The organism is Streptomyces sp. CA-106110, assembly GCF_050936285.1.
In the GTDB taxonomy this organism is placed as follows: Bacteria; Actinomycetota; Actinomycetes; order Streptomycetales; family Streptomycetaceae; genus Streptomyces.
Window position 1 is genome coordinate 312,388 of record NZ_JBNJNB010000002.1, and the last position, 23,917, is coordinate 336,304.

At 71.2% G+C, this 23,917-nt stretch carries 20 protein-coding genes and 3 pseudogenes; 10 read left to right on the forward strand and 13 right to left on the reverse strand.

Annotated features, from left to right (window positions below):
• Both ACQEXA_RS59140 and ACQEXA_RS59145 read left to right on the forward strand, forming a co-directional pair.
• Nucleotides 1-1,521, forward strand: a complete 1,521-nt coding sequence (locus ACQEXA_RS59140) for a DNA polymerase Y family protein (protein WP_433134994.1) — start codon at nt 1-3, stop codon at nt 1,519-1,521.
• Nucleotides 1,514-4,672, forward strand: coding sequence for an error-prone DNA polymerase (locus ACQEXA_RS59145; RefSeq protein ID WP_433134996.1), 3,159 nt, complete (start codon nt 1,514-1,516; stop codon nt 4,670-4,672). Before ACQEXA_RS59140 ends, ACQEXA_RS59145 begins: the two co-directional genes overlap by 8 nt.
• Nucleotides 4,673-4,694: 22 nt before the next feature.
• Here the strand turns inward: ACQEXA_RS59145 and ACQEXA_RS59150 are convergent.
• From ACQEXA_RS59150 to ACQEXA_RS59170, 5 genes and pseudogenes are all read right to left on the reverse strand, one after another.
• A pseudogene (locus ACQEXA_RS59150) lies at nt 4,695-4,898 on the reverse strand (alpha/beta fold hydrolase); the annotation flags it as partial.
• Between the two features lie 483 nt (nt 4,899-5,381).
• On the reverse strand, nt 5,382-5,522 hold the full coding sequence (locus ACQEXA_RS59155) for a hypothetical protein (RefSeq protein ID WP_433134997.1): 141 nt from the start codon (nt 5,520-5,522) through the stop codon (nt 5,382-5,384).
• Nucleotides 5,519-6,100, reverse strand: coding sequence for a hypothetical protein (locus ACQEXA_RS59160; RefSeq protein ID WP_433134998.1), 582 nt, complete (start codon nt 6,098-6,100; stop codon nt 5,519-5,521). Before ACQEXA_RS59160 ends, ACQEXA_RS59155 begins: the two co-directional genes overlap by 4 nt.
• Before the next feature lie 171 nt (nt 6,101-6,271).
• Nucleotides 6,272-6,928 carry a response regulator gene (locus ACQEXA_RS59165; RefSeq protein WP_433134999.1) on the reverse strand — a complete coding sequence of 219 codons (657 nt, stop codon included), beginning with the start codon at nt 6,926-6,928 and terminating at the stop codon, nt 6,272-6,274.
• Nucleotides 6,925-9,018, reverse strand: a complete 2,094-nt coding sequence (locus tag ACQEXA_RS59170; RefSeq protein WP_433135000.1) for a sensor histidine kinase — start codon at nt 9,016-9,018, stop codon at nt 6,925-6,927. Before ACQEXA_RS59170 ends, ACQEXA_RS59165 begins: the two co-directional genes overlap by 4 nt.
• A gap of 174 nt (nt 9,019-9,192) precedes the next feature.
• On the opposite strand from ACQEXA_RS59170, the gene ACQEXA_RS59175 reads away from it, so the two are divergent.
• Nucleotides 9,193-9,885 (forward strand): hypothetical protein, encoded by a 693-nt coding sequence (locus tag ACQEXA_RS59175; RefSeq protein ID WP_433135001.1) that lies wholly within the window; start codon nt 9,193-9,195, stop codon nt 9,883-9,885.
• Nucleotides 9,886-9,947: 62 nt separating this feature from the next.
• On the opposite strand, the gene ACQEXA_RS59180 is transcribed toward ACQEXA_RS59175, so the two are convergent.
• Nucleotides 9,948-10,112, reverse strand: coding sequence for a hypothetical protein (locus ACQEXA_RS59180; RefSeq protein WP_433135002.1), 165 nt, complete (start codon nt 10,110-10,112; stop codon nt 9,948-9,950).
• 864 nt (nt 10,113-10,976) lie between these two features.
• Between ACQEXA_RS59180 and ACQEXA_RS59185 the strand changes: the two are divergent.
• Nucleotides 10,977-11,399, forward strand: a pseudogene (locus tag ACQEXA_RS59185) (replication-relaxation family protein); the annotation flags it as partial.
• An 86-nt stretch (nt 11,400-11,485) separates the two neighbouring features.
• Here the strand turns inward: ACQEXA_RS59185 and ACQEXA_RS59190 are convergent.
• From ACQEXA_RS59190 to ACQEXA_RS59215, 6 genes and pseudogenes are all read right to left on the reverse strand, one after another.
• A complete protein-coding gene (locus tag ACQEXA_RS59190) occupies nt 11,486-12,919 on the reverse strand; it encodes a hypothetical protein (protein ID WP_433135003.1) in 1,434 nt (477 codons plus the stop codon).
• A gap of 25 nt (nt 12,920-12,944) precedes the next feature.
• Complete coding sequence (locus ACQEXA_RS59195; protein ID WP_433135004.1) at nt 12,945-14,360, reverse strand: hypothetical protein; 1,416 nt, start codon at nt 14,358-14,360, stop codon at nt 12,945-12,947.
• A 666-nt stretch (nt 14,361-15,026) separates the two neighbouring features.
• Nucleotides 15,027-15,152: a hypothetical protein gene (locus tag ACQEXA_RS59200; RefSeq protein WP_433135005.1), complete on the reverse strand. Its 126-nt coding sequence runs from the start codon at nt 15,150-15,152 to the stop codon at nt 15,027-15,029.
• Between the two features lie 62 nt (nt 15,153-15,214).
• Entirely contained in the window at nt 15,215-15,616 is a 402-nt protein-coding gene (locus ACQEXA_RS59205; RefSeq protein WP_433135007.1) for a type II toxin-antitoxin system VapC family toxin, read from the reverse strand.
• Entirely contained in the window at nt 15,613-15,843 is a 231-nt protein-coding gene (locus tag ACQEXA_RS59210; RefSeq protein WP_433135008.1) for a FitA-like ribbon-helix-helix domain-containing protein, read from the reverse strand. Before ACQEXA_RS59210 ends, ACQEXA_RS59205 begins: the two co-directional genes overlap by 4 nt.
• Nucleotides 15,844-15,928: 85 nt before the next feature.
• Nucleotides 15,929-16,106: pseudogene (locus tag ACQEXA_RS59215) on the reverse strand (SAM-dependent methyltransferase); the annotation flags it as partial.
• A gap of 426 nt (nt 16,107-16,532) precedes the next feature.
• Between ACQEXA_RS59215 and ACQEXA_RS59220 the strand changes: the two are divergent.
• On the forward strand, nt 16,533-17,762 hold the full coding sequence (locus ACQEXA_RS59220) for an IS701 family transposase (RefSeq protein ID WP_432923500.1): 1,230 nt from the start codon (nt 16,533-16,535) through the stop codon (nt 17,760-17,762).
• 145 nt (nt 17,763-17,907) lie between these two features.
• Here the strand turns inward: ACQEXA_RS59220 and ACQEXA_RS59225 are convergent, their stop codons facing one another.
• The gene (locus ACQEXA_RS59225) at nt 17,908-18,804 is read right to left on the reverse strand and encodes an IS982 family transposase (RefSeq protein ID WP_433135009.1); all 897 of its coding nucleotides are present in this window, start codon (nt 18,802-18,804) and stop codon (nt 17,908-17,910) included.
• A gap of 263 nt (nt 18,805-19,067) precedes the next feature.
• Between ACQEXA_RS59225 and ACQEXA_RS59230 the strand changes: the two genes are divergently transcribed.
• The 5 genes from ACQEXA_RS59230 to ACQEXA_RS59250 are packed head-to-tail and all read left to right on the forward strand — an operon-like array spanning nt 19,068 to nt 23,917.
• Nucleotides 19,068-20,000 carry a conjugal transfer protein gene (locus ACQEXA_RS59230; protein ID WP_433135010.1) on the forward strand — a complete coding sequence of 311 codons (933 nt, stop codon included), beginning with the start codon at nt 19,068-19,070 and terminating at the stop codon, nt 19,998-20,000.
• Nucleotides 19,997-20,338, forward strand: a complete 342-nt coding sequence (locus tag ACQEXA_RS59235; protein ID WP_433135011.1) for a hypothetical protein — start codon at nt 19,997-19,999, stop codon at nt 20,336-20,338. The genes ACQEXA_RS59230 and ACQEXA_RS59235 overlap by 4 nt, the downstream gene beginning before the upstream one ends.
• A complete protein-coding gene (locus ACQEXA_RS59240) occupies nt 20,335-20,877 on the forward strand; it encodes a hypothetical protein (RefSeq protein ID WP_433135012.1) in 543 nt (180 codons plus the stop codon). The genes ACQEXA_RS59235 and ACQEXA_RS59240 overlap by 4 nt, the downstream gene beginning before the upstream one ends.
• A complete protein-coding gene (locus ACQEXA_RS59245; protein ID WP_433135013.1) occupies nt 20,874-23,564 on the forward strand; it encodes an ATP-binding protein in 2,691 nt (896 codons plus the stop codon). Before ACQEXA_RS59240 ends, ACQEXA_RS59245 begins: the two co-directional genes overlap by 4 nt.
• Complete coding sequence (locus tag ACQEXA_RS59250) at nt 23,564-23,917, forward strand: hypothetical protein (protein ID WP_432941038.1); 354 nt, start codon at nt 23,564-23,566, stop codon at nt 23,915-23,917. Before ACQEXA_RS59245 ends, ACQEXA_RS59250 begins: the two co-directional genes overlap by 1 nt.

Consider the following 23,917-nt stretch of genomic DNA (forward strand, 5'->3'; position numbering starts at 1 on the left):
GTGGCCGGCAGAGTGGTCGTGGCCTGGGTGCCCGACTTTCCCGTGATCGCCTGTGGCGGCCAGGACGCCGAGCCGGTCGCCGTCGTGCACCGCGACGCAGTGGTGGCCTGCTCGGCCGCCGCGCGCGCGGCCGGGGTGCGGCGCCGGATGCGGCTGCGGGTGGCGCAGGCCCGCTGTCCCGAGTTGCGGGTCCTCGAGCGGGACCTGGCCGCTGAGACGCGCGTGTTCGAACGCGTGGCCGGTCATCTGGAGGGCACGGTGATGCCGCGCCTGGAGGTGATCCGGCCCGGACTGCTCGCCGCGCCCGCCCGCGGCCCCTCCCGCTACTGGGGCGGCGAACAGCAGCTGGTCGACCGGCTGATGGCCGCCGTCGCCGAGCTCGGCTGGCCGGCCCGCGCGGGCATCGCCGACACCGTGTTCACCGCCGCGCTCGCCGCGCGTAGCGGCGAGATCATCCCGGCCGGTGGCGATGCCGCTTGGCTCGCCCCGTACCCGGTGGGCGTGCTGGGCGTGCCGCGGCTGGTGGAACTCCTTCAGCGCCTGGGCATCCCTACCGTCGGGACGTACGCCGGCCTGCCCGAGGACAAGGTGCTGGCCCGGTTCGGCGCTGAGGGCATGAACGCCCACCGCAGGGCGCGCGGTCAGGAGTTGCGGCCACTGTCGGTCCGATCCGGCACCGGCGAGCACAGCGTGGCGCACACCTTCGAGCCTGCCGAGCAGCTGCTGGAGCCGGTGGCGTTCGTGGCCAAAGCGCTCGCCGAGCAGCTTCACGAGCGGCTCGCGGCGGCCGGCGTCGTGTGCGCCCGGCTGGAGACGACAGTCGAACTCGCCGACGGCCGTCTGCGGTCGCGGTTGTTTCGGCATGAGGGGCGACTGTCGGCGCTCGCGGTCGCCGAGCGGGTGCGCGGCGTGCTGCAGGCCTGGGCGGAGGGCGGCGCCCTGGACGCCGGCGGCGCGGGCGGTATCACCCGTCTCATGCTGCGGCCCGAACAGCTGACCGCGGCAACGGGCCGTCAGAGCGCCCTGTTCGGTGAGCGGCACACCCCGGAGGAGATCGAGCGGGCCGGCGCCCGGGTGCAGGCCTTGCTCGGCCACCAGGCCGTCCTGCGCATGGAGATCGGAGGCGGCCGGGGACCTGCCGATCAGGTCAGGCTCATCCCGTTCGGTGATCTCGACACCCGCCGCCCGGCCGAAGGACCGTGGCCCGGGCGGCTGCCCGCGCCGCATCCCGCCGCCACCTTCCCCCGGTGGCTGCCCGCCGAACTCACCGACGGCGGCGGGCAACTGGTGGCCGTCTCTGCCCGTCTCGCCACGTCGGCCGCGCCCGCCCACCTCACGGTCGAGGGATACGGCGGGGCTGAGGTGGCCGGGTGGGCCGGGCCGTGGCCGGTGCTGGAGCAGTGGTGGGACCGCGGCCGCGGCCGCCGCATCGCCCGCATGCAGATCACCACCGCCGACGGCCACGCCTGGCTGCTGGCCATCGAACACGGCCGCTGGTGGGCGGAGGCCCACTATGGGTGACGCGCACATCCTCCGCTTCCCCACCGCCCGCACCCACAGCGAGCGTGAGGACACCGGGCCGGGCTGGGCCGAGCTGCACGTCCACTCGGCCTTCAGCTTCCTTCAGGGCTGCGCACAACCCGACGCCCTGGTCGCCGAAGCCGCCCGCCTGGGGATTTCGGTGCTTGCGGTCACCGACCGGGACGGTCTGTACGCCGCGCGGCGGCTCGCCCAGGCCGCGAAACCGACCGGGATCGGCACTGTCTTGGGCGCCGAACTCACGCTCGCCTCCCCGGAGCTGGGCACGCCCGTCGTCCTGGCCCGCACCCTGGAAGGATTCCGGCGTCTGTCGGCGGTCATCAGCAGCGCGCAGCTGGCCGGCGCCAAGAGCGCCCCGGTCTACGACCTGGACGTGCTCTTTCGGGCGGCAGCCGCGGGGCAGTGGGCGGTGCTGCCTGGCTGCCCCCGCCCGGATGCCGACCGCCGCGACGTTGCCCTGGTGGCCCGCCGTCTTGCGCGCCTGGCCGAGGTCTTCGGAACCAGCAGCCTCTATGCCGAGCTGGTCAACCACCACCACCCGGAAGACTCCGTCGCCAACGACACCATGTACGTTGCCGCCCGCCGCCTCGGTGTCCCGGTCGTGGCCACCGGCGCCGTCCACTACCCCGCGCCGCGCCAGGCCCGTCTGGCCCAGGCCCTGGCCGCGCTGCGCCGCCGCGAGACCCTCGAGCGCGCTGCCGGGCACCTGGATGCGGCCCCGACCGCGCACCTGCGCTCGCCCGCCGAGATGACAGAGGCGCTCACCCGCTACCCCGGCGTGCTGGAGAGCACCCTGGAGCTGGGCCGCACCTCGGTCATCGACCTCGACCAGCTGCGACCCGAACTGCCCGGATACCCCACCCCGGCGGGGTACGACGAGGACGCGTGGCTGCGCTACCTCGCCGAGCGGGCCTGTACCACCCGTTACGGCGAGCGTGAGGAGACGTCCGTTGAGACCCGCGCGGCGTGGAAGCAGGTCGATCACGAGCTCGGCGTGATCGCCGAGCTGGGCATGTCCGGCTACTTCTTGATCGTCCACGACATCGTGCAGTTCGCCGTCGGCCGCGGCATCTGGTGCCAGGGCCGCGGCTCGGCGGCCAGCAGCGTCGTCTGCTACGTCCTCGGGATCACGGCCGTCGACGCCCTCAAGCACGGCCTGCTCTTCGAACGCTTCCTCTCAGTGGAGAAGGCAGGCCCCCCGGACATCGACATCGATTTCGAGGCCGGCCGCCGCGAGGAGGTCATCCAGTACGTCTACCAGCGCTACGGCCGCGATCACGCCGCCCAGGTCGCCAACGTCATCACCTACCAGCCCAGACTCTCCACACATGACGCCGCCCGAGTCCTTGGCTACCCGGCCGCACAGATCAGGGAGATGACCCGGCACATCCACCACACCCCGCCCGGCCCCGACGTCGACCTGCCCCCGGACGTGCGTGAGCTCGCCGCCCAACTGCACACCCTGCCCCGGCACCTGGGCGTGCACGTCGGCGGCATGGTCCTGACCCGCCAACCGATCGGCGAGGTCATGCCCACCGAATGGGCCACCGCCCAGGGCCGCTCCGTGCTACAGGGCGACAAGGACGACGTGGCCGCCGCCGGCCTCATCAAGATCGACCTACTGGGTCTGGGCATGCTCTCCGCCCTGCACACCGCCTGCGACCTGATCCGCGAGCACTACGGCGCCCGGCTGGACCTCACGTCGATCCCGGCCGACGACCCGGACGTCTACCGCATGATCGCGCGCGGCGACACGATCGGCGTCTTCCAGGTCGAATCAAGAGCGCAGGTCTCGACACTGCCGCAACTGAGGCCGGAGAACTTCAACGACCTCGCCATCGCCGCCTCGATCATCCGTCCGGGCCCGATCCAGGCCGGCTCCAAACACCCATTCCTGCGACGCCGGCGCGGCGAGGAACCCGTCACCTACCCCCACCCCCTCGCCCGGCGCGCCCTGGAGAAAACGCTGGGCGTCGCCCTGTATCAGGAGCAGGCGATGCAACTGGCCATGGACTGCGCCGGCTTCACCCCCGGCCAAGCGGACCGGCTACGCAAGGCGATGGCCGCCAAGCACGCCCCACAGAAGGTCGCCGAAATGCGCGGCCGCCTGATGGACGGCATGGCCGGCAACGGCATCCCACCCGCGGCCGCCGAACAGATCATCTCCATGATCGAGGCCTTCAGCGGCTACGGCTTCCCCGAAAGCCACGCCCAGTCGATGGCCCACATCATCTACGCCAGCGCCTGGATCAAGCACCACTACCCCGCGGCCCTGCTCGCCGGGATCATGGCCCATCTCCCGATGGGCTTCTACGACGTGCAAACCCTCATCCAGGACGCGCAACGCCGCCAAATCCCCGTCCGCGCCGTCGACGTGACCGCCTCGAGCGTGCACGCCACCCTCGAACCCGACGCGGAGAGCGGGCAGATGACAATCCGCCGCGGTCTGACCAGCGTCACCGGACTGAGCCCCGACACCGCCCGCGTGATCGTCGAAGCCCGGGCCGCGCAGCCCTTCGACAACCTGGAGGACTTCGCCCGCCGCACCCAGCTGCCCGCCCGCCTGATGGAACAGCTCGCCGGCGCCGGCGCATTCGACGCCTTCAGCGGCCACCGCCGCACCGCGCTGTGGGCGGCCGGAGCCTTCCCCCGCACGATCCAGCCCTACCTCCCCGGCCTCGGCATGCTGGCACCCACACCCGACCTGCCGCCGATGACGAGCGCCGAACAGACGGCCGCAGACCTGGCCACCACCGGAGCCAGCGCCACCACCCACCCCGTCCACCACGTCCGGCCCCACCTCGCACGCCGTGGCGCCGTGACCGCCGCGGCCGCGCGCGACCTGGCCGACCAGACCCGGGTCCGCGTCGGCGGCCTCGCCAAATACCTGCAGCGGCCTCCGACCGCAAACGGGGTGGCCTTCGGCGCCCTGGAGGACGAGACCGGCATGGTCAACCTCGTCTTCTCCCCACCCGTGTGGGAGCGCTGCCGGCGCACAGTCCTCGAAGCCCCCGCCGTCATCCTCGACGGACACGTCGAGCGGGCATACGACGCGGTCAACGTCATCGTCCACAGCGTGCAAGGCCTTGCCGTCCCCGCACCGGCCGTCCGCCGCCGTCTTTACGGGAGGTGACACAGCCAGAAGATCGATCCCGGTGTCCGGGGACAGTGACATTCCCGTCCACGCTGTCGAGCACACTGCGGACATACGCGGCGTCACTGGCCAGGCCGCGCAGCGGGTTCGCGGGAGCGATGACCGGATAGCCGTCCCACTGCAGACGCTCGACCACCCCGTTCCAGCTGGATGAGTCCGCGAACGCACCGTGGACCAGCACGATGGTGGGCTTGTTCTGCGACATGAGGTTCATGGCGGGGGTTCTCCTTGTCATCGGTGGCGCCGCGGTCGACGCCACCGTCTGCTCGCCCTGGACCTGTCTGTCCAGGGCGATGGGCGAGGGTGGGTGCGGGGACGAGCGGCTGGTGATGCCGGGGTCAGCGGTGGGGGGCGGGGGTGGAAGCTTGGTGACGGGAAGCCCGTGCGTGACAGCGAGGGACGACCCGTTACGGCGACGCGTGAACCGATCCTGACCCGCGCGTTAGCGGACGGTGGACGTGACGGCCTGCTCGTGAGCGCCGTACTCCGCCCTCCTGGGCGAGTGCGGCGCTCAGCTTCCGCGACAGCGAGGCCCCCAGAGACGGCCCCGGCCCGTGAATCGCTGCGGTGCCCCGGCGTTTTCGACTGCTACAGAGCGTCGATGGGGTGTCGGCCACAGCTTGTATGGGAAGCGCGTGCTACAGGCACCATGTGCGGTCGCCCGGCGGCCAGGTCCGGAGCGGGCGGCCTAGCGTCCCACGTGGACACTGTCGGACGCGGCCGATTGGAAGCCGTCACCGCCGTCGAAGTAGGCCCGGAAGTAGCCCGGGTGCTTCATGGTCAGATCGGTGGAGAAGCCGTTGCCCATGCCGTCCCATTGCGCCCTCACCGTGCTGAGCGTGGTCCAGGACTTTCCGTCCGGCGAATACTGGACGGCGACGTTGATGGTGCCCGGGTGAAATCGTCGAAGTCGATGTGCCCCTCTGTGTGAACGGTCCGGTGATCAGTGCGGCTGGCCGTGAAATCGCGGAAGTGCGAGGGCTGCAGCACGTAGACGTATGAGCTCTGCGCGCTGCCGTCGGAGATGAACGGGTCCTCGCTTTGGTGGGCGACCTGGAAGAAGCCCTCCCGCCACGGTGTGTACTCGCCGCTGAAGGTGCCGTCGGCAGCTGTGGTGAACCCGCCGACCAAGTCGTTGACGTCGAGGGACGACCCGAACAGGATTCCTCCCGAGACGCCGGCCAACGGCTCCCAGCCGTCGGCTGTCTGCTTCTCCAGACGCCCCGTCAGGGTGACCGACTCCCCCTTGTTGATGCGCTGCGCGCTGGTCTGGAGGATGTAGGGGATGGGGATCTTGTCAATGTCGACCTGCAGCGCTCCCGACTCGCCATAGACGTGCCCCGGGTAGGCACCGTCGTAGTAGTAGACGGCCTGAAGGGAAGCGGCGTTGTCCAGGTGCACTGTCACCGTGAAGCGCCCCTGTTCGTCGAAGGAAACGATGCCGGCCTGACCTCTGCCAGGTCGCCCACGGGATGCAGTTACTCCTGGCCGTCTGGGCTGGCGCCTGCACCACCTGCCACCGCGACACCTGCCTGACCAAGCCCCACCAGCGGCCTGGGGCGAGCAGCCGGGCGGGTCTCAGGGGTTCCCGAGCCCCGCGCGGCGGGCGCGCAGCATCGCGGCGGTGCGGTCCGGGGTCTGGAGTTTGGTGAGGATGTTCGAGACGTGGTTGGCGACCGTCTTGGGTGTGAGGGTCAGGTGGCGGCCTATACGGCTGTTGGGCCAGCCGTTGGCCAGCAGGGCGAGGACCTCGCGTTCCCGGTCGGTGAGTTGGGGGAAGGGGACCGTGGCCGGCTGCGGTTGGCTGAAGGTGCGCAGGACATGGCGGGCGACGTCGGGGCCGAAGACTGCGTCGCCGCGCGCGACGGCGCCGATGGTGCGCACCACGTCTTCCTGCTGGGCGCCCTTGAGGAGATAGCCGTGGGCGCCGGCGCGTAGGGCGGAGAAGATGAACTCGTCCTCGCCGTACATCGTCAGCATCACCACGGCGATGTCCGGGTGCGCGGCGGTGATCCGGCGGGTGGCTTCCACGCCGCCGATGCCGGGCATTGCGACGTCCATCAGCACCACGTCGGGCCCGAGCGTGCCGACGAGCGCGACGGACTCCTCGCCGGACGCGGCCTCGCCGATGACGTCGATGCCCTCCACCGAGTTGAGGAGGGCCGCCAGTCCGTCGAGGACGATCCGGTGGTCGTCGACGATGACGACCCGTACCGGCCGGTCCGGTTCGCTCATGGGTTGCTCCCGGTCAGGGCCGGGCCGGGGCCGTTCCCGGACGTGTCGTGCGGCGCTGGGCTGCCGGCCAGGGCGAGGGGCAGCTCGACGGCGACCCGGCCGCCGTCCGCGGTGGGGCCGGCGAGCCAACTACCGCCGAGCGCGGTGGCCCGCTCCCGCATCGAGGACAGACCGATCCCGGGAGGCCAGGTGGCATTGCCCGCACCGTCGTCGCGTATCTCGATGGCCAGCCGGTCGTCGCAGGCGATCGTCACCGTGCAGCGGGAGGCGCCCGCGTGCCGGGTGACGTTGGTGACGGCCTCGGTCACGATGCGGTAGGCGGCGATCTCCACGGCCGCGGGGAGCGCCGGCAGCGCAGTGGGAGCGGCGAGGGTCACGGGGACCGCGCACTGGCGCACCTGCTCGCGCAGCGCGGCAAGCAGCCCCAGCTCGTCGAGGATCGGCGGGCGCAGCGCGTACACGAGCCGGCGCAGGTCGGCGAGGGCCGCGGTCAGGTCGGCGCGGACGTCGCCGAGGAGGCCGCGGGCGCGCGGCAGGTCTCGTTCGGCGAGGTTGCGGGCGGCGTCGACCTTGTTCGCGGCGGCGGTGAGCACCGGGCCGAGGCCGTCGTGCAGATCGCGACGGAGCCGGCGCCGCTCCTCCTCCGCCGCGGCGACGATCCGTTCCCGGGAGAGCATCAGCGCCTCGGTGAGCAGTACGTTGCTGGCGGCCACGGCGATCTGCCGGGCGATGTCCTCCAGCAGCCGCGCCTCCCGGGGGGCGAGGCTGCGCTGCCCGGCGCGCAGCCCGGCCGCCAACTCGCCGATGGCCACGCCCTGGTGGACCAGCGGGAAGCGGGCGCCGGCCCCGTCGGGGGCTGGGGAGCCGTGGGCGATGCGGCGGATCGTGCCGTCCTCGATGCGTATCTCCAGGGCGGTCCACGGCAGTTGCAGCGTTGCGGCGACCGACTCAAGGAGGCTCGGCAGCAGTTGCTGGATGCTCCCGGCGGCCTCGAGCCGGGCGGCGATCCGGCCGATCACGGTGTACGGCTCGTCGCGCTCGCCGTACAGGAAACGGTTGACGATCCGCTGCACCCGCCCCCGGGCCGGGGCGAGCGTGAAGGCGGCGCCGAGCGCGGCGACGGCCGTCCAGGGCCCGCCGACCGCGGCGCCCAGCAGCGCCAGGACGCCGACACCGGCCGCGTAGACCCCGGCGACGAAGGCAGTGAGCAGGGTGTAGACGAGGGTGCGATTGAGGACGACGTCAATTCCGTAGACCTGGTGGGCGAGGACAACCGCCGCGACGACGACGAGCTCGGTCAGCACGCCCACGGTGGCGATCAGCTCACCGGCGGGCAGGGCGACCACGAACGGCGTCACCAGGATTCCGGCGATGTTCGTCACCGCCAGCCAGCGCAGTACCTGCCGCTCCTCGCCTCGGGCGCGCAGCCAGCGTACGACCATCACGACCGAGCCGAGGAGCATGCCGCTGGCGAACAGGGCAACCGGCTGCCAGCTGGGCAGCAGGCCGAGGTCCAGCGGGTTGCGGAGGTGGCGGTAGGGGGCCGTGATGTCACCCGCGGAGAAGGGGGACAGCAGCCCGTAGAGCCAACCGCCCCCGCACATCGCGATGCTGGCGAGGGCCAGCCACCTGGTCCGCCCGCGCGGCAGTCTGCCGTACGGGAACGTGGCCCAGACCACGACCATCAAGGGGTTCTCCAGCGGCTCCCCCCACAGGGCGGCCACGGCCGCGGTCGTGGCCCCCGGCAGTTGGTGGCCGCCGCCGACCGTGAACACCAGCCAGCCGAGGCCCGCGACAGCCAACCCGTGGCCGATCGCGGTGGCGAGCGCCAGCCAGCCGAAGACGACGTCGGGTCGCCGGGAGGCCAGCAGCCAGCCCGCGACGGCGAACGCCAGCGTCAGCAGGAACTGGCCCCAGCTGTGCGAGCCGGTGGCGCTGTCGCCGTTCGGCGTCTGGGTGTGGCGGTTGAGGACGGCCAGCACTGCGCCGAGTACGGCCAGCGCCACCGCCGAAAACGCCACGGTGTGCGCGATCAGCCGACGAGCTGGCCGCCCCGCTGCGGAAGAGCCGTCGCCGGCTGGGCGGTTCACGACTCACATTGTGCCCGCGACCCGTTCCCGGGGGACCCGGGAGGACATCCCGACCCGACCGGGAACCCGAACTCATCCCGGCGGGAAGTCGGTGTCCGCACGATTCCCCTGCTGTTGTGGCCCGTTCGCTGGGGCCCGTTCGTTCACGGATCCACGGAAGAAGGGGAGTTCCCCGTGTCCACATCACCCATCGCCCGCGCCCTCGCCGCAGCCTGCCTGGTGGCCACCGGCATCGCCGCCGTCCTGTCGAGTGCCCTGACCCCGAACGCCAGCAGCTCGTCCGGGGCCAGGATCGACGCCTTCGCCGCGCATACGGGGAGCGTCGGTGCCGCGCTCACCGCCGATGTCTTCGTCGTGCTCCTCGGCGCGGCCACCGTGCTCGCCGCGCTGCTCGCCTGGCGGGCCTCGCCGAAGCTGGCCGGGGTCGCCGGGTGGCTGGGCATGATCTCCGGCAGCGCCATGGTCTTCCTCGTCGCGCTCGACTTCGCCACGCACGCGGCCGTCGGTGTCGACCGCAAGGCCGCGAGCGGGTTGCTGGACAACATCACCGGCACCCCGCAGTTCGTGCCCTTCCTGGTCCTCGGGCTGCTCGGCGGCGTGGTGGCGATGGTGTGCCTCGGCATCGCCCTGTGGCGCAGCCGCGCCGTTCCGCGCTGGGCGGCGGTGGCACTCATCGCCTACGCGCCCGCCAATGTCCTGACCGCGGACGCCGGCTCCGTCCCCTTCGCCGTGGCCAACGCGCTGCTGCTGGCGGGCTTCGTGGCCTGCGCCGTGGCTGTCGTCCGCGACGGACTTCCGAGCTTCACCGCGGACGCTCGGGAATCCCGTCCGACGACGCAGGCGGTGAACGAGGCCCCCGCACTTTGACCGAGTGCGCATTGACCGGCCGGGGTGTTGCGGGTGGTGGGGGGATCCGCAACGCCCCGGTCCTACGCGTTGCTTGGATCGCTCTGGTCGAGCAGGTCGGTGCTGTGGAGCTCGATCGGCTTCCCGATGCGGCGCAGGATCTCGGCCACGGGCCGGGCGTCCTGGCGGCGGCCGCTGCGCAGACGCAGACCGACGTGGTCGGCGGCGGCTTCTCTCGGGCCGATCACGGGCGGGTGCCGCTGTGCGGCGTGTGTGAGGCGTGGTGTCGGGGCGAGGGGGTCGCGGCCCTGTGCCGCGCTGCCGCGGAGGTCCCGGGTGTCAGGGTGGTTGGGAGCGCCAGGGATTTTGCGGGACGCCCCGGCATCGGCCTGAGTTTCAGGACCGCGGCGCCGGCGGCGTGTGGGTGTTCGGCACGAGGTCCCTCGACTGCGTGGGCTGCGAGGAGGTGGCGCTGCTTCGCGCCGGAGTCGTCGGCAAGGTCGCTGAGACACCGAAGGATTGACGCTCCGTCAGTATAGGGGGCGGCCGCTTGCAGAAGTCCACACGCAGGACGCGGGGCAGTTTGATTGCCCTCGCTCTGGAGTCGCCCATGACGGTGGTCATGGCACCTCGTTCCGGGAGGCTCTCGTGCGCAGGGGCTGACGGCGGCCACGGGAGGCGACTCGCGCAAGCTGCACATTGGCGGTAGCTGAGTGGTCCGTCGCTACGCCCACCCAGCCGCTGGCGTCGCCGATCGGCATGCTCACCGCAAACATGCGGCAGTCCCGCGCGGCGTGCGACGAAGCGCGGGACCGCCATGCCCTGCCGTCCTGTCAGAGCCGGGCACTGGAACAGTACGAAGCGCACCCTGGCTGTGCACGCTGAGCAGCGCGTACGAGTGAGTGCCCGCCGCCGATGCTGCCCCGGCTGGGCTGGGAGGGCATCCCGTCCATGCTTGTTGCCGTTCGGGCACGGCCGCGACGGACGCTGCTGTCACGATCACGGGGACGCGCAGGACCCAGGCAGCCCGCATCGCGGGACAGTCGCGCCCCACCTGCAGGTGCTCGGCCCGCCCTGCGGGACGGGTACGTCGACGCACACCCCCGGCGCGTAGGTGCTACACCGTCGCCGAGGGCGAACACCGGCGAAAGCTGCGCGCGTTTGTAGAAGTCGACCGCAGTACCATGAGCGGCGAGCGGCTGGCCGTGAAACTGATCGAGTACGCGCGCCTGTTCCAGCACGAGGCCCAGCCCGTCGGCCGGCGCAAGCCGGCCGGCACCGGTCCTGCCTGGCTCCGCTGGTATCCGGTCTTTCCGCGCGTGCTTTTCGTGCTGACGGGTGCGGCCCGAGCCAGGCTGGAGAATCGCATGAGCGATCTGCAGGCCATGGTTGCCCACCACCCGCTCGTAGCGACCCTCGCCGGTGAAGTCCGCCTCGGAGCTGCTGTGCTCGAAGACCTTGAGCAACACGGTCCCGCCCATGCCGTGTGGATGCCTCTGGCCGGCGGCCGGCCTCGCCCGTGGACAGACCTGTGAGTCCCCCGCGCGGGCGATAGCTGTTGATCGGCCTGCCGCCCCAGGACACCGGTCCTGGGGCGGCAGGCGTTTGTCCGGCGTCGCTGTCAGGCACTCTGGCACAGGGGCGGCAGGAGTCCGTCGCCCGGCCAGAAGGGTTGTTCGGCCGCGAAGCCGGTGAGGGACATGCCGACCTCAGTCAGGACCTTGGTGCGGTCGTCCGGTCCGTAGACGGTGAACTCCCCGGCCGCAGCGTCGAAGGCACGCACCTGGCTCTCGGGGCCGGTGCAGATCAGGGCCCTGGCGACTTCGGGAAGTCCGAGGCTGAGAGCGTCGCACATCTGTGTCTGCACGAGGTGCACCAGGTCGGTGGTGACGCGTTCCCAGTCGCCGACCGTCGGCCAGTCGGCGCCGCCGTCGAGTTCGTGGGTGAGGGTGGCCAGCGGGATGATCTCGCCCGGCTGCCGTCCTTGGGTGAGGAGGTCGTGGATCCGGGTGCCGTCGGGCTGGAGTACCCGCGGGTGGAGCAGGGTGTCGGCGGCCACGAGGGTGGTGTTGATCTCCTGGGTTCCGGGGCCTGGATAGTAGGGCTCGTGTGCGAAGAGCAGGTAGACGTCTGAGGTGCGGGCAGCGGCGTTGGGCTCGGGCATGACGATTGTTCCCTCCAGCGGTGACGTGCCGGGCGTGTGTTGAGGTGCTGGCCGTGTCGACCGGGTGCCAGGCGGCCGCCTCGGCTCGCGGACCTGGTCCGCGTTGTCCGGCCCGGCCTGGGCGGATGCGTGCTTGAGGATCTGGGCGACCTGGTCGGCGAGCTGGAGCATCAGCCGTTCGCGGGCAATGAGTTCACGCGAGGTCGAGCGGGTGTCGTGGGTCTGGAGCAGTCTTGTGGCGTCCCATAGCAGTTGCTGACCGATCTCGGCCGACCGGCGTAGCTCGTAGCGGTCGCTGCCGACGGCGGCCTGGACGAGGCAGGTGTGCAGTGCGGCGAGGCGCTGGAGGTAGCGGCAGGCGCTGGCGCCTTCGACGCTGCGGACGTGTTCGCGGGCCCGGGTGTCCAGCGTGGCCGGCAGGTGTTCGGTGAGCAGCGGCGCGAGCAGGATCGCTGGCAGCGCGACGTCGGCGGGGATGCCGTCGGCCATGGCGAACAGGCCGGTGATCAGGCTGAAGAGCGCGACCACGACGGCAGTGAAGCGCAGCGAGCCGGGGATGCCGGGGGCCAGGCCGATGCGCCGGGCGGGGCGCCTGGTCAGCCAGCGCAGGGCCAGGCACTGTGTACGCGTCGCCGATGGGGTGAGGACTCCGATCTGGTAGGGGAGTTCGGGTTGGGAGCCGTCGCCTGGGACGGTCCAGGCGAGCCAGCCCCACCGGGTGCGCTCGTAGACGAGCACGGGTTCGCACTCGGCTGTGCACGTGTGGTGGCGGACGTGGCGGGTTCGCAGGGCGCGTGCGTGTTCCGCCTCCCACCGGCCCGGGTCGGCGGTGAAGGGATGCCGGTGCTGCGCGAAGCCGGGTGGCGGTGGTGTGGGGCGGGTGTCGGTCACGGGCTGCTTCCTTCCGGTTGGTCGGTCAGGCGGAGGAGCACGTCGTGCAGCGGCCGTCGCCGTCGGGGTGCGCTCGCTTGCGAGTCGGGCCGGGGCAGGTGCGGCACAGCGGCCAGCCGAGGCAGGTCGGGCAGAGGTCTTCGCCGGGGGCGGTTGCAGGCACGCCGCAGCCTGCGCACTCGACGAGGGCCCGATAGGTGAGGGCCTGGGTCACGGAGTGGGCGGCGGCCGCTGTTGATGACCGCTCTGTGGTCGTCTGCGCGAACGGCTCGTCCAGCGGGGCCGCGTCGTGCCGGGCGGCGGTGGCGGGCGGGGGGTGGGCCTGGGCGGCGCGGAGCCGGGCGGCGATGATCGCGCCGACCGAGGTGCGCACCGGGTTCGGCAGGGACCGGCCGGTGATGACGTGGCGCAGCTGCTCGGCGCTCCAGCCGGAGTCCATCATCACGGTCGCCACGCGGCCCTGGTCGGTGAGCGCCGGCCCGGTCAGCAGCAGTTCAGGACGGCTCGCCCCGATCTCCAGCAGCAGTCGGATGCCCGCGTGCATCTCGTCTGCCGGGGGCGGCGGCTTCGGCGACGTTGTCGCGTCCGATGGGGCCGTCCTTGCGTTCGTGCGCGCGGCGTCGCCGCGGTCGCACGGACGGAGGGGGTTGGTCTTCTGCTGGTTGGTCTTCTTTCTGTTGGTGTTCTTAGTGCCGGGATCAGCCAACGTAGGCTCAGCCAATCTTGGAAAACCCGACTCTGGTTGCGACCTGGGGTTTTGTAGGGCGGGCAGGTCGGTGATGACGTACAGCGCCTGGCCGAGCGTGCCGTCGGGGTTGCGCTCGCGGGTGCGGTAGAGGAATCCGTGCCGCTCCAGATGCCTGAGCCCAGTGGTGACCGCGTCGACGCCTTCGCGGCCGCGGCGCACCAGTTCGGCGACGGTGACCTGCCAGCCATCCCGGTGCGTGCTGACGTACCCGAAGATCCCCTTCGCTTTGAAGGAAAGCCGGCTGTCGCGGAAGAGGCCGTTGGCGATCTGGGTGAACTGGTCGGCCGCCATCACCCCGCGCCGGATCCCCGCCCCGAAGCCGACGGCGTCGTCTTCGATCGTGAGGGTGGAGGTGGCTTCCAGCAGGGCGACGTCGAGGGTGGCGGGGCGGTCGGTGATCGAGTAGACGACCTCGCCGAGCGTTCCGTTCGCCCGGCGCAGGCGTTCGCGGATGAGGTAGCCGTACCGTTCCAGTTCCTTCAGGCTGGCGCGGACCGCCTCCCGCCCGTCGGGCCCCACGGCAACGAGGTGGGCGAGGGTGACCTGCCAGCCGTCTCGGTGCGTGCTGACGTACCCGAAGATCCCCTTCGCTTTGAAGGAAAGCCGGGAGTCCCGGAACAGCCCGTTGGCGATCTGGGTGAACTGGTCGGCCGCCATCGCGCCGCGGCGGACGCCTGCCCCGAAGCGGCTCACCGCCGTACCACCGAAGCGGGCCGCGCGCGATGGCCCAGGCAGCGCACCGGGCCCGCCGAGGTGGGGCGGTCGGCGGGGGCCCTGGGTGCGCGGGCGTGCGTGTGTTCCATACCGTCAGCTCACCCGCCGACCCCGACCAGGGGGACGGCCACGAGCCCCGACCATCGGTCACGATCCGGCAACGTAGCCGTCTAGCTGCCGTGGTCGGGCTCATGGTCTGGGGCGACCACGGGCTCGGACATGGCCGGGCGGCGTCGACAACCGCCGTGAAGGCGGCGGGGACAGGGAGCCGTCCGGGACGATCCGGGGACGGCGCAGAGAGACAAGCCACACAGGATTCGCGCGCTCGTCGCTTCCCAAAGCCGGCAGCTGGGATGCACATGCCCACTGCGCAGGACCCCGGCCGCGTTGCGCAGCCGTATGCGCAACGCGAGCCGCACCCACCCGTTGTGCAGCCGCGATTACGCAGACCTGCGAAACACCGTGGTCGAGTTCATGGTCGGCCGGTCACGAGCCCTACCTCGGCAGCGGCGGGCGGGTGTTGCTGAAACGTGACCGATAGTCGAGGGCTGTGGCTGCTGGCGGTCTGTGCCGACCGAGCTCACCCGCGACGGTCAGGCAGAGGGCCCAAACTGAACGCAGCGGCCCTCAACGGCGCGCAGAAGATCAGCCGTAGCCGTTCTCCTTCTTGCCCGCGTCGAAGGCCGTATGGCGGCCGGTAGCGACCCGGTCGCATGCACCGGTCGATGTTGCCTGCCGGAGTCGGGAGGAGATCTCCGACGCCGAGGCCACGCCGGCGATTGCAACACCCAACCGTGTCCCACCAGGAAGGCGTCCCCCAGGGGCTGTTCGCGTCAGTTCGAGCCGAAGACCTCGACATCGCACTTGGCTGCGCCACTGCGCTTGATCCGCCCATCGCAGGTGATCAGCGGGACGCCGAGGGATTCGGCGAGCGCGACGTACTGTGCGTCATAGGCGCTCAGGTTGGCGTAGAGAGCACGAACTCGTTCCCACAAGGGGAGGGTGTCGTGCTTGGCCAAGGGCAGTGCCGTGAAGTCGGTCATGGCCTTGGTCACCTGCTTCTCGGTGAGCTTGCCCCCGCGCTGCATCCCGAGCAGCGCCGATTGGATTTCGTAGTCGATCAGCGTGGGGGCGTAGACGGTGACGGCTTCCCCAACGCGCCTGCGGACGGCGCTACCGGTGGCGCCGTAATGGGTCAGGAAGACCACCAGCGCCGACGTGTCGATGACGATCAACGGCCCAGCCGCCCCTCGTCGATCGCTGCCAGTACATCATCGGTGGTGTACTCCGCGGCCGCTTCGCGCTCCAGTCGTGCAGCCATCTCCGTCATGGTCGGCTTGGTGGCCTCTCTGGCGATCAGTTCTTGCATGTACGCCTGGAGGGACTTCCCGGCCTGGGCTGCACGGGTCTTGAGGACGCGGATCTGATCTTCGGGCACGTCCCGGATGGTAAGCACACTCATGTCTGCATTTTAGCGCAAGATTCTGCATTATGCAGAGTCGGTGGTCTGGTCGCGACCCTGCATGTTCTTCGCGGTCTTCCTGGGTGCGTCCGGTGCCGCAGTCGATTGCGGTACGCACTCCGCAGCGCCGAGGAGTTCGGGGCCGGGGCCGTGCCCGGCGCACTGGGTCCAGCAGAACGTGGGCTCGGCGTCGTCCGTTAACGCGGACTCGGCGTAGGCGTCCACAGTTCGGCCTCGGCAGTGATGTTGTGCGGTACGGGCACAGCGCGTTCCTTCGGGTCGCCGAGATGTGGGGGCCGCCCTCGGGGTGCCGTCGCTCGGGGAGCAGTCCGTGCCTTGATGGTCCGCAGCTCGTGGTCGGGCCGACCACGCCACCTTCACCCCAGTGCGCAGCGGTTGCGCAGATCGACTGCGCAGCCCGGACAGGCGGTGCGCAATCGATCTGCGCAACCGGCCGAGGACCCTGCGCAGTCGGCTTACGCGGTGCGGCTGCGCAGTCGGCCCGAGGATTCCTGATCTTCTGGTGCGCAGGTCCGGGTGGCGCACTGCGCAGGCGCCCCGGGCGGGGTCTGAGCGGCTTCCGTCCGCGCAGCGGGGGCGGGCCCGTTGGCCGAGCGTCACGTGGGCGCCTAGTAGGGCTTGGTTACCTTGGGTGAGTAGCGGTGTGTCGTCTCTCGGAGGTGAGGGGAATGACACCGCAGGAGCTCACGGAGGCCCAACAGCGGTTGGAGTCGCTCGCGGCCGAGGTGTTCGGCTCGTTCGGGCGGGTGGATCAGCGGCGGTGGGGCGAGCGGTATGTGCGGGGGCTGCTGGGCGCGGGGCGGCGCAAGTCGATGGAGCCGATGGCCGCCCGGCTGGGGGTGGACCGGCAGGGCCTGCAGCAGTTCCTGGCCGACTCCCCGTGGTCGCACCAGATGGTGCTGGCCGAGCTGGCCTGGCGGATGGAGCCGGCCATCCACCCGGCAGCCTGGGTGATCGACGACGTGTCCTTCCCCAAGGACGGTCATGCCTCCCCGGGGGTGGCCGCGCAGTACTGCGGCGCGCTGGGCAAGACCGCCAACTGCCAGGTCGCGCCGAGTCTGCACCTGGTCACCGACGCCGCCTCCTGCCCGGTGAACTGGCGGCTGTTCCTGCCCGCCGAATGGGATCCGGCCACCGCAGACGAGCCCGAGAGCGCCGTCCTGCGGCGCCGTCGGGCGCGCGTCCCCGATGAGGTCGGGCACGTGCCGAAGTGGCAGCTGGCCGTGGACATGGTCGACGAGCTGCGCTGCTGGGGCCTGGATCCGCCGCTGGTGGTGGCCGACGAGGGCTACGGGCAGGACGGGGCCTTTCGCCTGGCACTGGAGGAGCGGGAGATCGCGTATGTCGTCGGGGTGCGGTCGGATACCGCGGTGTTGCCCCAGACGGCGGCGCGCACCGCCCCGCCGTGGTCGGGCACCGGGCGGCCGCCGGTGCCCTGCTACCGGGACAAGCCGGTGTCGGTCCGCGAGATCGTGCTGGCCGCCGGGCGCGGCGCACGGCACCGCGTCACCTGGCGGCGCGGCTCGAAGGGGCCGCTGCGCTCGTACTTCGTCGCGCTGCGGGTCCGGCCGGCCGGAGCGCGGGTCCGCCGGGCGCACCCCGGTGAGGACCTGCCGGTGTGCTGGCTGCTGGCCGAGTGGCCCGCCAAAGAGCCGGAGCCGACCAAGTACTGGCTGTCCACCTTGCCCGCCCACGTTCCCCTGCGGCGCCTGGTGCGGCTGGCGAAGATCCGCTGGCGGGTCGAGCACGACTACCGGGAATTGAAGACCGCCCTGGGGCTGGGCCACTTCGAGGGACGCACCTACCAGGGCTTCCTGCGACATCTCACGCTGGCCTCGGTGGCGCAGGCGTTCTGCACCCTGGAGCGACTGTGCCCGCCAGCACCGGCCACGGTCTGACGATCTACCAGGTCGTGGCCGGGCTCCAAGTCCTCCTCGTCTGCTGGGCCGGGGCGTGCCCCACCTGCCGAAGACCCTGGCCCTGATACGACACGCTCGCCCCCTACCTGACCAAGCCCTACTAGACGAGTCTGTCCGAATACGTTCAGTGATCGAAGGCGGTCAGCGAGCGGCTGACCGCCTGGCCGGTCTGGAAGTTGTGCCAGATTGCGGCGGCCAGCGCCAGCACGCGCTGAGCGACTCGAACGGTGACGCCCTCATGGGTGCGTGCGCCGTGTTGTTCCAGGTCGAGTTGGCCTTTGAGGGTGTCATTGACCGACTCGATGAGCTGGCGGACCTTCTTCAGCATCGGCTCGCCCGGACGCAGAACCTCCGTCTTACGGGAGGGCCGCAGCAGCGTGATGCCCTGTTCGGACAGTGACCGCTCGAACGGCTTGGACGCGAAGCCCTTATCGGTGATCAGCAGCAGGCCGGGCCGCTCATGGACCAGACGGGCGTCGATCTCCAGCATGGCGGCCAGCACCTCCCGCTCGCCGAGCTTCGGATCGGCCAGGGCCCACAGGACCGGCATCCCGGCCGGGGTGCACACCAGGTACAGCCGCAGCCCCCAGAAGTACCGCGAATGCGACGCGCAGTAGCCGTAGTTCGCCCATCCCGCCAGCTCCGACCGCCTGACGGTGGGACGGGACATCCCGCACGGCACCGGGGTCGAGTCGGCGATCCACACGGTGTCGTGCCAGAAGTCCGTGTCCTTCGCCAGCATCCGGATCACGCGCTTGATCTGTGGCAGCGCGGCCCGCAGCCGTTTGTTGTAGCCGGAGTCCTGCGGGATGAACGGGAACAGTGGCCGGTAGTGCGCACGCAGGTGCCGCAGCCAGCGGGCCTCGCAATGGAAGCCCAGCAGTGCCTGCATGACGGCCAGGCACAGCAACTCCGAGTGACTGAGCTTCGGCGGCCGTCCGGGCAGGCGGGCGATCCCCGCCCACTCGTCGTCGATCTTCACGTACAGTGCGGTCACGAGGGTGTTCAGTTCTGTCGTCACAAACGGATCTTGAACACCCTCTCTTCATGCCCGCAGACGTTTGGACAGACTCGTCTAGCGGTCACCGACACGGCGACCGTGGGCCGGACGCGATGTCCTGTCCTCGGCTCACGGCCAGCCCGTGGTCAGGCCTGTGGTCGGGCCGACCACGGACTTCGTGTCCCCATCGTGACCTTGGTCGGGGGTTCGTGGTCGGTGGTCGGGTCGGGGTCGGCGGGTTTGCTCAAGGTCAGCAACATCCGTTCTGACCTGGGAGTTTCACCATGTCCCCTGGCAAGCAGGCCTCACCGAGCGAGTCTGCTGCTGCGATGGCGGCCGGTGCCCGGCTGGAGGCGATGCGGCGCCGCGTACGGCTCTCGCGCGTGGCGGTCTGGACCGTCATCGCGGCCGGCCCCGTCGCCCTGTGCGTCGCCGTCGCCTCCACCCCGACCACGGTCCAAGCGGCTACCCCGGCCAAGCCGACCGCCGTACGCACCACGTCGGCCGCCGCCGACCCAGGCGGCTACGCGCAGGTGTTCCTCAGCGTCTGGTTGCGCAGCAGTGCCAACGACGCGACGACTGCGCAGGCGCGGCTTGCGCAGTCGATGGCGCCGGACGTCGAGCTGCCCGACCCGGCAGCGGGTGCGCAGTCAAAGCCGGAGTCGGTGACCGCGGTGCGCAGTGCGCAGCGCACCGGCGGGGTGTGGTCGGTGACGGTGGCTGCGCAGTATGCCGACGGTTCGGTGCGCTACTACGCCGTGCCGGTGGCCGCCGACACCTCGGGCTCCTCCTTCACAGTGACCGGTGCGCCCGGCGTGGTGGCCGGCCCGGCCCGGGCCGAGGTGCCCAAGTCGCCGTACGACATAACCGTCCCGGAGGGCGATCTGCCCTCCGCCGTCGGGGAGTTCCTCGCCGCCTACCTGACCGGTGCCGGCGAGGTCGACCGCTACCTCGCGCCCGGCGTGAAGCTCACCGCCGTCTCCCCCGCCCCGTACAAGGCGGTCGCCGTCGAGCAGGTGTCAGCAGTCGAAGATGCCGCGGCCGCCGCCACGGCGCCCGCCGATGGCACGGCGGTGCATGTCCTCGTTCGGGTGGAAGCCCGCGATGCCGGCGGTAGGTGGCCACTGGCGTACGAGCTCACGCTCAAGTCCCGCTCCGGCCGGTGGGAAGTCGCGGCGCTGGAGTCCGGGACCGCTCGGGACGGGGGTGCCCAGTGAACACGGCGCACAGCTTGATACTCGCTGGGCAGTTGGACGACCTCGGCAACTCGTGGATCAACATGTTCAAGGAGTGGGCGACCAACGGTCTGAAGGCCGGTCTGGCCGTCCTCGTCGTCGTGATCATGGTCCAGAGGTTCAGTCTCAAGGCAGGGATCGGCGCTCTGCTGTTGATGATCATCGCGCTGGGGCTGTACAACTCCCGCGACAGCCTCGCGAACATGTTCGAGGACGAGGTCAAGAACCCGGCCAAGGGCGCGCCTGCCATTCCTGGCGTCGTCCAGTACGACCTCCCGGCTTCCGGTGACCACTCACCGGCCGTCGGAGGCCGGCTGTGACCGCGGCGGCAGCGCGGGTGGGCCGCTTCTACACCTCAGCCCGCCGCCACCCCTGGGTGCTGGGCAAGGTCGCCGACTGGAAGATCCCCCTCGGCCCGTACACCCCCGCGCAGATCGCGGTCGCTGTCGCGGGCGGCTTCCTTCTGGTCAAGACGATCGGCTGGTGGTCGTGGATGGGGCCGGTCCCCATCATCGCGTGGGTGCTGGCGATCTGGGCGGTGCGCCGACCGAAGATCCGGGGCCGGGCCCCGATGCAGGCCGCGTTGGGCTGGGTGCTGCTCGGCTGGCAGCCGAGGGGAGGCCGCATCGGCGGGCGTGCCGCCCGCGACCGAGCGCCCCGAGCCTTGTTCGGCAGCTTCACCATCGAGGTCGCGCCCACGCCGGACCCCGCCGTGAAGGCCACGCCCTCCCGTGCGGCTCGGCTGTGTGCGCCTCTAACGCCGCTCCCGGGCCCGGCCGCTGCTCCCACGATGCCGGTGGCGCCGGTATCGGGTGTTCGGCAACTGCTCGCCGTCGCCCATCAGGGGGGTGCGCGGTGAGGGTTGCGATCCGTCACATCGCCGGGCACCTGGTGTGGTCGACGCAGGGCAGCGTGTGGGCCCTCTATCGCCTTCACCCGGGGCCGGACGCACAGGGACAGCGCGAGGAGAGCGTCCAGGGCACCCATGTGCCCGCCGCAGTCCGTGACGAACAGTTCGCCAAGATCACACATTTGGTGCGGTCGCTGTCCGGAGCTCCGCGGTTGTTCGGTTGGTGCGCGCAGGTCGATCCGGGTGAGATCGCCCTGCGCATGATCGAGGGCATCGAGCCGGCCGAGCAGGTGCCGGGTGCGGGCCGGCACCCGTGGGTGGAGAACGTCGAGGCCACCTTGGATCTGCTGGACGACCAGGAGATGCACCGCCGCACCCTGTGGCTGGCCGTGCCCCTGCCGACCGAGGCAGGCGGCCTGCAGGTGTCGGCGTCCCTCGGCGCGGCGTGGGCCGAGATCGCGCCGATGGTGGGCCTGCGGCCGGTGCCGGTGGCGCGGCGCGAGGTGGGTGCCTACCGCGAGCAGGCCTTGGGGGTGGAGGCCGCGCTCGCCGGCGGCGTCGCTTTCCGCCCGGCCCGTCCGGCGGAGATCGTGTGGATGATCCAGCACGCCCTCCACCGTGGCCTGCCGGAGCCGCTCTTGGCGGAGGCCGAGACCAGTGCGCTGTATGGCGGGCAGATCCAAGGCGGTGTGCTGCGCTCCCCCAGCTACGCCGACCTCGGCCAGGTCCGCCTGCAGGAAGGCGGCCTCGACCCCGAACTCGACGACATCGCCGAGCTCAAGAACGCGGGAAGCATCACGAGGTCGGGCCGCAAGGCCTGGTGGCGGCTGAACACCGGTTCACCGTTGGGGCGGCGCTGGCTGCAGGTCGAGTCCGACGCAGGAGTCGGCTACCAGGCGCAGTTGGCGCTGGCTGAGTGCCCGCCCGCGGTCAGCCAGGATGCCGCGGATCTGTTCGCCCAGCTGGAGATGCTCGACTTTCCCGTCGACTACACCGTCGACCTCACCTTGGTGCCGGCGGAAAAGGCGCGGGATCAGGTGCGGCGCAAGAAGAACGAGCTGATCGACCAGGCCGACCAGTACGACGCCCGCCCCACCGGCATGCCCGCGTCCCTGACCGAGGCCGCCCGCGACCTGGGCGAGTTGGACGCCCGTCTCTCCCGCACCAGCGTGGAGGTCGAGGTGCAGTCGGTGACCGTGCTGACGGTGTGGGGGCCGACCGCCGCCGTCTGCGACGCCCGGGCCAGGGCCCTTGCCGCGCTGCTCGGCGGCGCCGACTACCGCGCGGTGCGCCCGGCCGGGCTGCAGGAGGCCCTGTTCACCCTGGGGCTGCCCGGCACGGTGCGGCCTGGGGTGGTGCGGGAGTTCACCCAGCATCAAGTCTGCGAAGACTGGGCGCTTTGCGGCGCTTTCACCACCGCGGAGGTCGGTGACCCGGGCGGGATGTTCCTCGGTATCGACCTGGACTGCGGTACCACCCGCCCCGTCATGATCAACGTGGCGGATGCGCCCAAGGTCGACGCGTCCGCTTCGATGGGCATCGTCGGGGATCTCGGCGCGGGCAAGAGCGTCCTGCAGAAGTTGATCGCGGAGGCGGTGTGGGCGCGCGGCGGTTGCGTCATCTGTATCGACCGCACCCCGGTCCGGGAGTGGGCCGCCTTCGCCCGTACCGCTGCCAAGGGCCGCGTCCAGATCATCGACGCCGCCCAGGCTGAGGTGTCCATCGACCCCCTGCGGTTGTTCGACGGGCCGGAGGGCCGCCACTACGCCCTGTCCTACCTCACCCTGCAGCTCGGCATCGGCCCGATGAGCACAGGCGGCGAGGTCCTCCACCATGCCGTCGAGCAGGCCGCCGCCGGCCCCCGGCCGTCCATGCACCGCGTCCTTGAGGTCCTTAAGGAGATGGCCACGCGCGAGGTGGGCAAACGGCAGGACGCGGCAGCGACCCTCGCCGGCCTCATCCGGGTCGTCGCCAGCAACTCCCTGGCCCGCATGGTCTTCGACCCGACGCTGCCGCCGGTGCGGTTGGACGCCTCCAGCACCACCGACATGATCGTGATCACCACAACCGGTCTGAAGCTGCCGCCCAAGGCCGCGTTCGACAAGCCGGAGGTCCTGCAGCAGCAGCCGCTGGAGGCGCTGATCGGGCGTGCGGTGCTCTACCTGATCGCCGCAATCGCCCGGCAGAGGGCGTTTAAGGACCCGGAGCGGTTCACCGCGGTGGTCCTGGACGAGCTGTACTGGCTCACCTCGTCTGCCGAAGGCACCGCCCTGGTCCATGAAATCCTTCACGACGGCCGCAAGCACGGCGCCGGTCTGCTGGGCGCGTCCCATGACGCCCTCGAGCTCGGTCCCGATCGCGGGCTGATGGCTTACCGCGCGCTCGCCCGCACCGCCGATCGTGAACGCGCCCGTCGCGGCCTGGAGTTCGTCGGGCTCGACCCGAACGATCCGGAGCTTTTGCGGCTGGTGACCACCGGTCTGTCTCCCGTCGGCCAGAGGGGCCGGGAGGGCGAGTTCCTGCTGACCTGCCCGCGGCAGAACACCGGCCGTATCAAGGTCTCCATCCCCCGCATTGCTCGTATCACCACCTCCATCACCACCACGCCAGGGCGCCGCACGAGCGCTGCCTCACCGTCCGTGCCGGAGCCGCTCGCCGGTGAGGCCGCGGATGCCCGTCCGAAGGAACACCTGTGATGACCACGTCTTCCTGGGACCGCTGGTGGCGCGTCGCAGCCGCGAGCGTCCTCACCGTGTTCGCCGTCGTGGCTGCCGCAGTCGTTCTCGCCCTCGGGGTGGGCGTGCCGCAGGCGTGGTGGCCGCACACCGGACGGGCCTTCGCCGCCGACGCCCGCCCCAAGGGCGATGATCCGTGTGGCCTGATCGTGGGCCCGGCCACGGCGTACTGCGAGCGCGGCGCCGCACGATCTGCATCCGCCGGCCGGCCGGACGGGGCAGGTGGCGCGTGGAGGCTCGTGTCTGCCGGTGCTGGTGTGGGTGCTCTCGTGGTGTGGCGGCTGCGCGGCACTGCCGGGCAAAGGCGGCGCTGA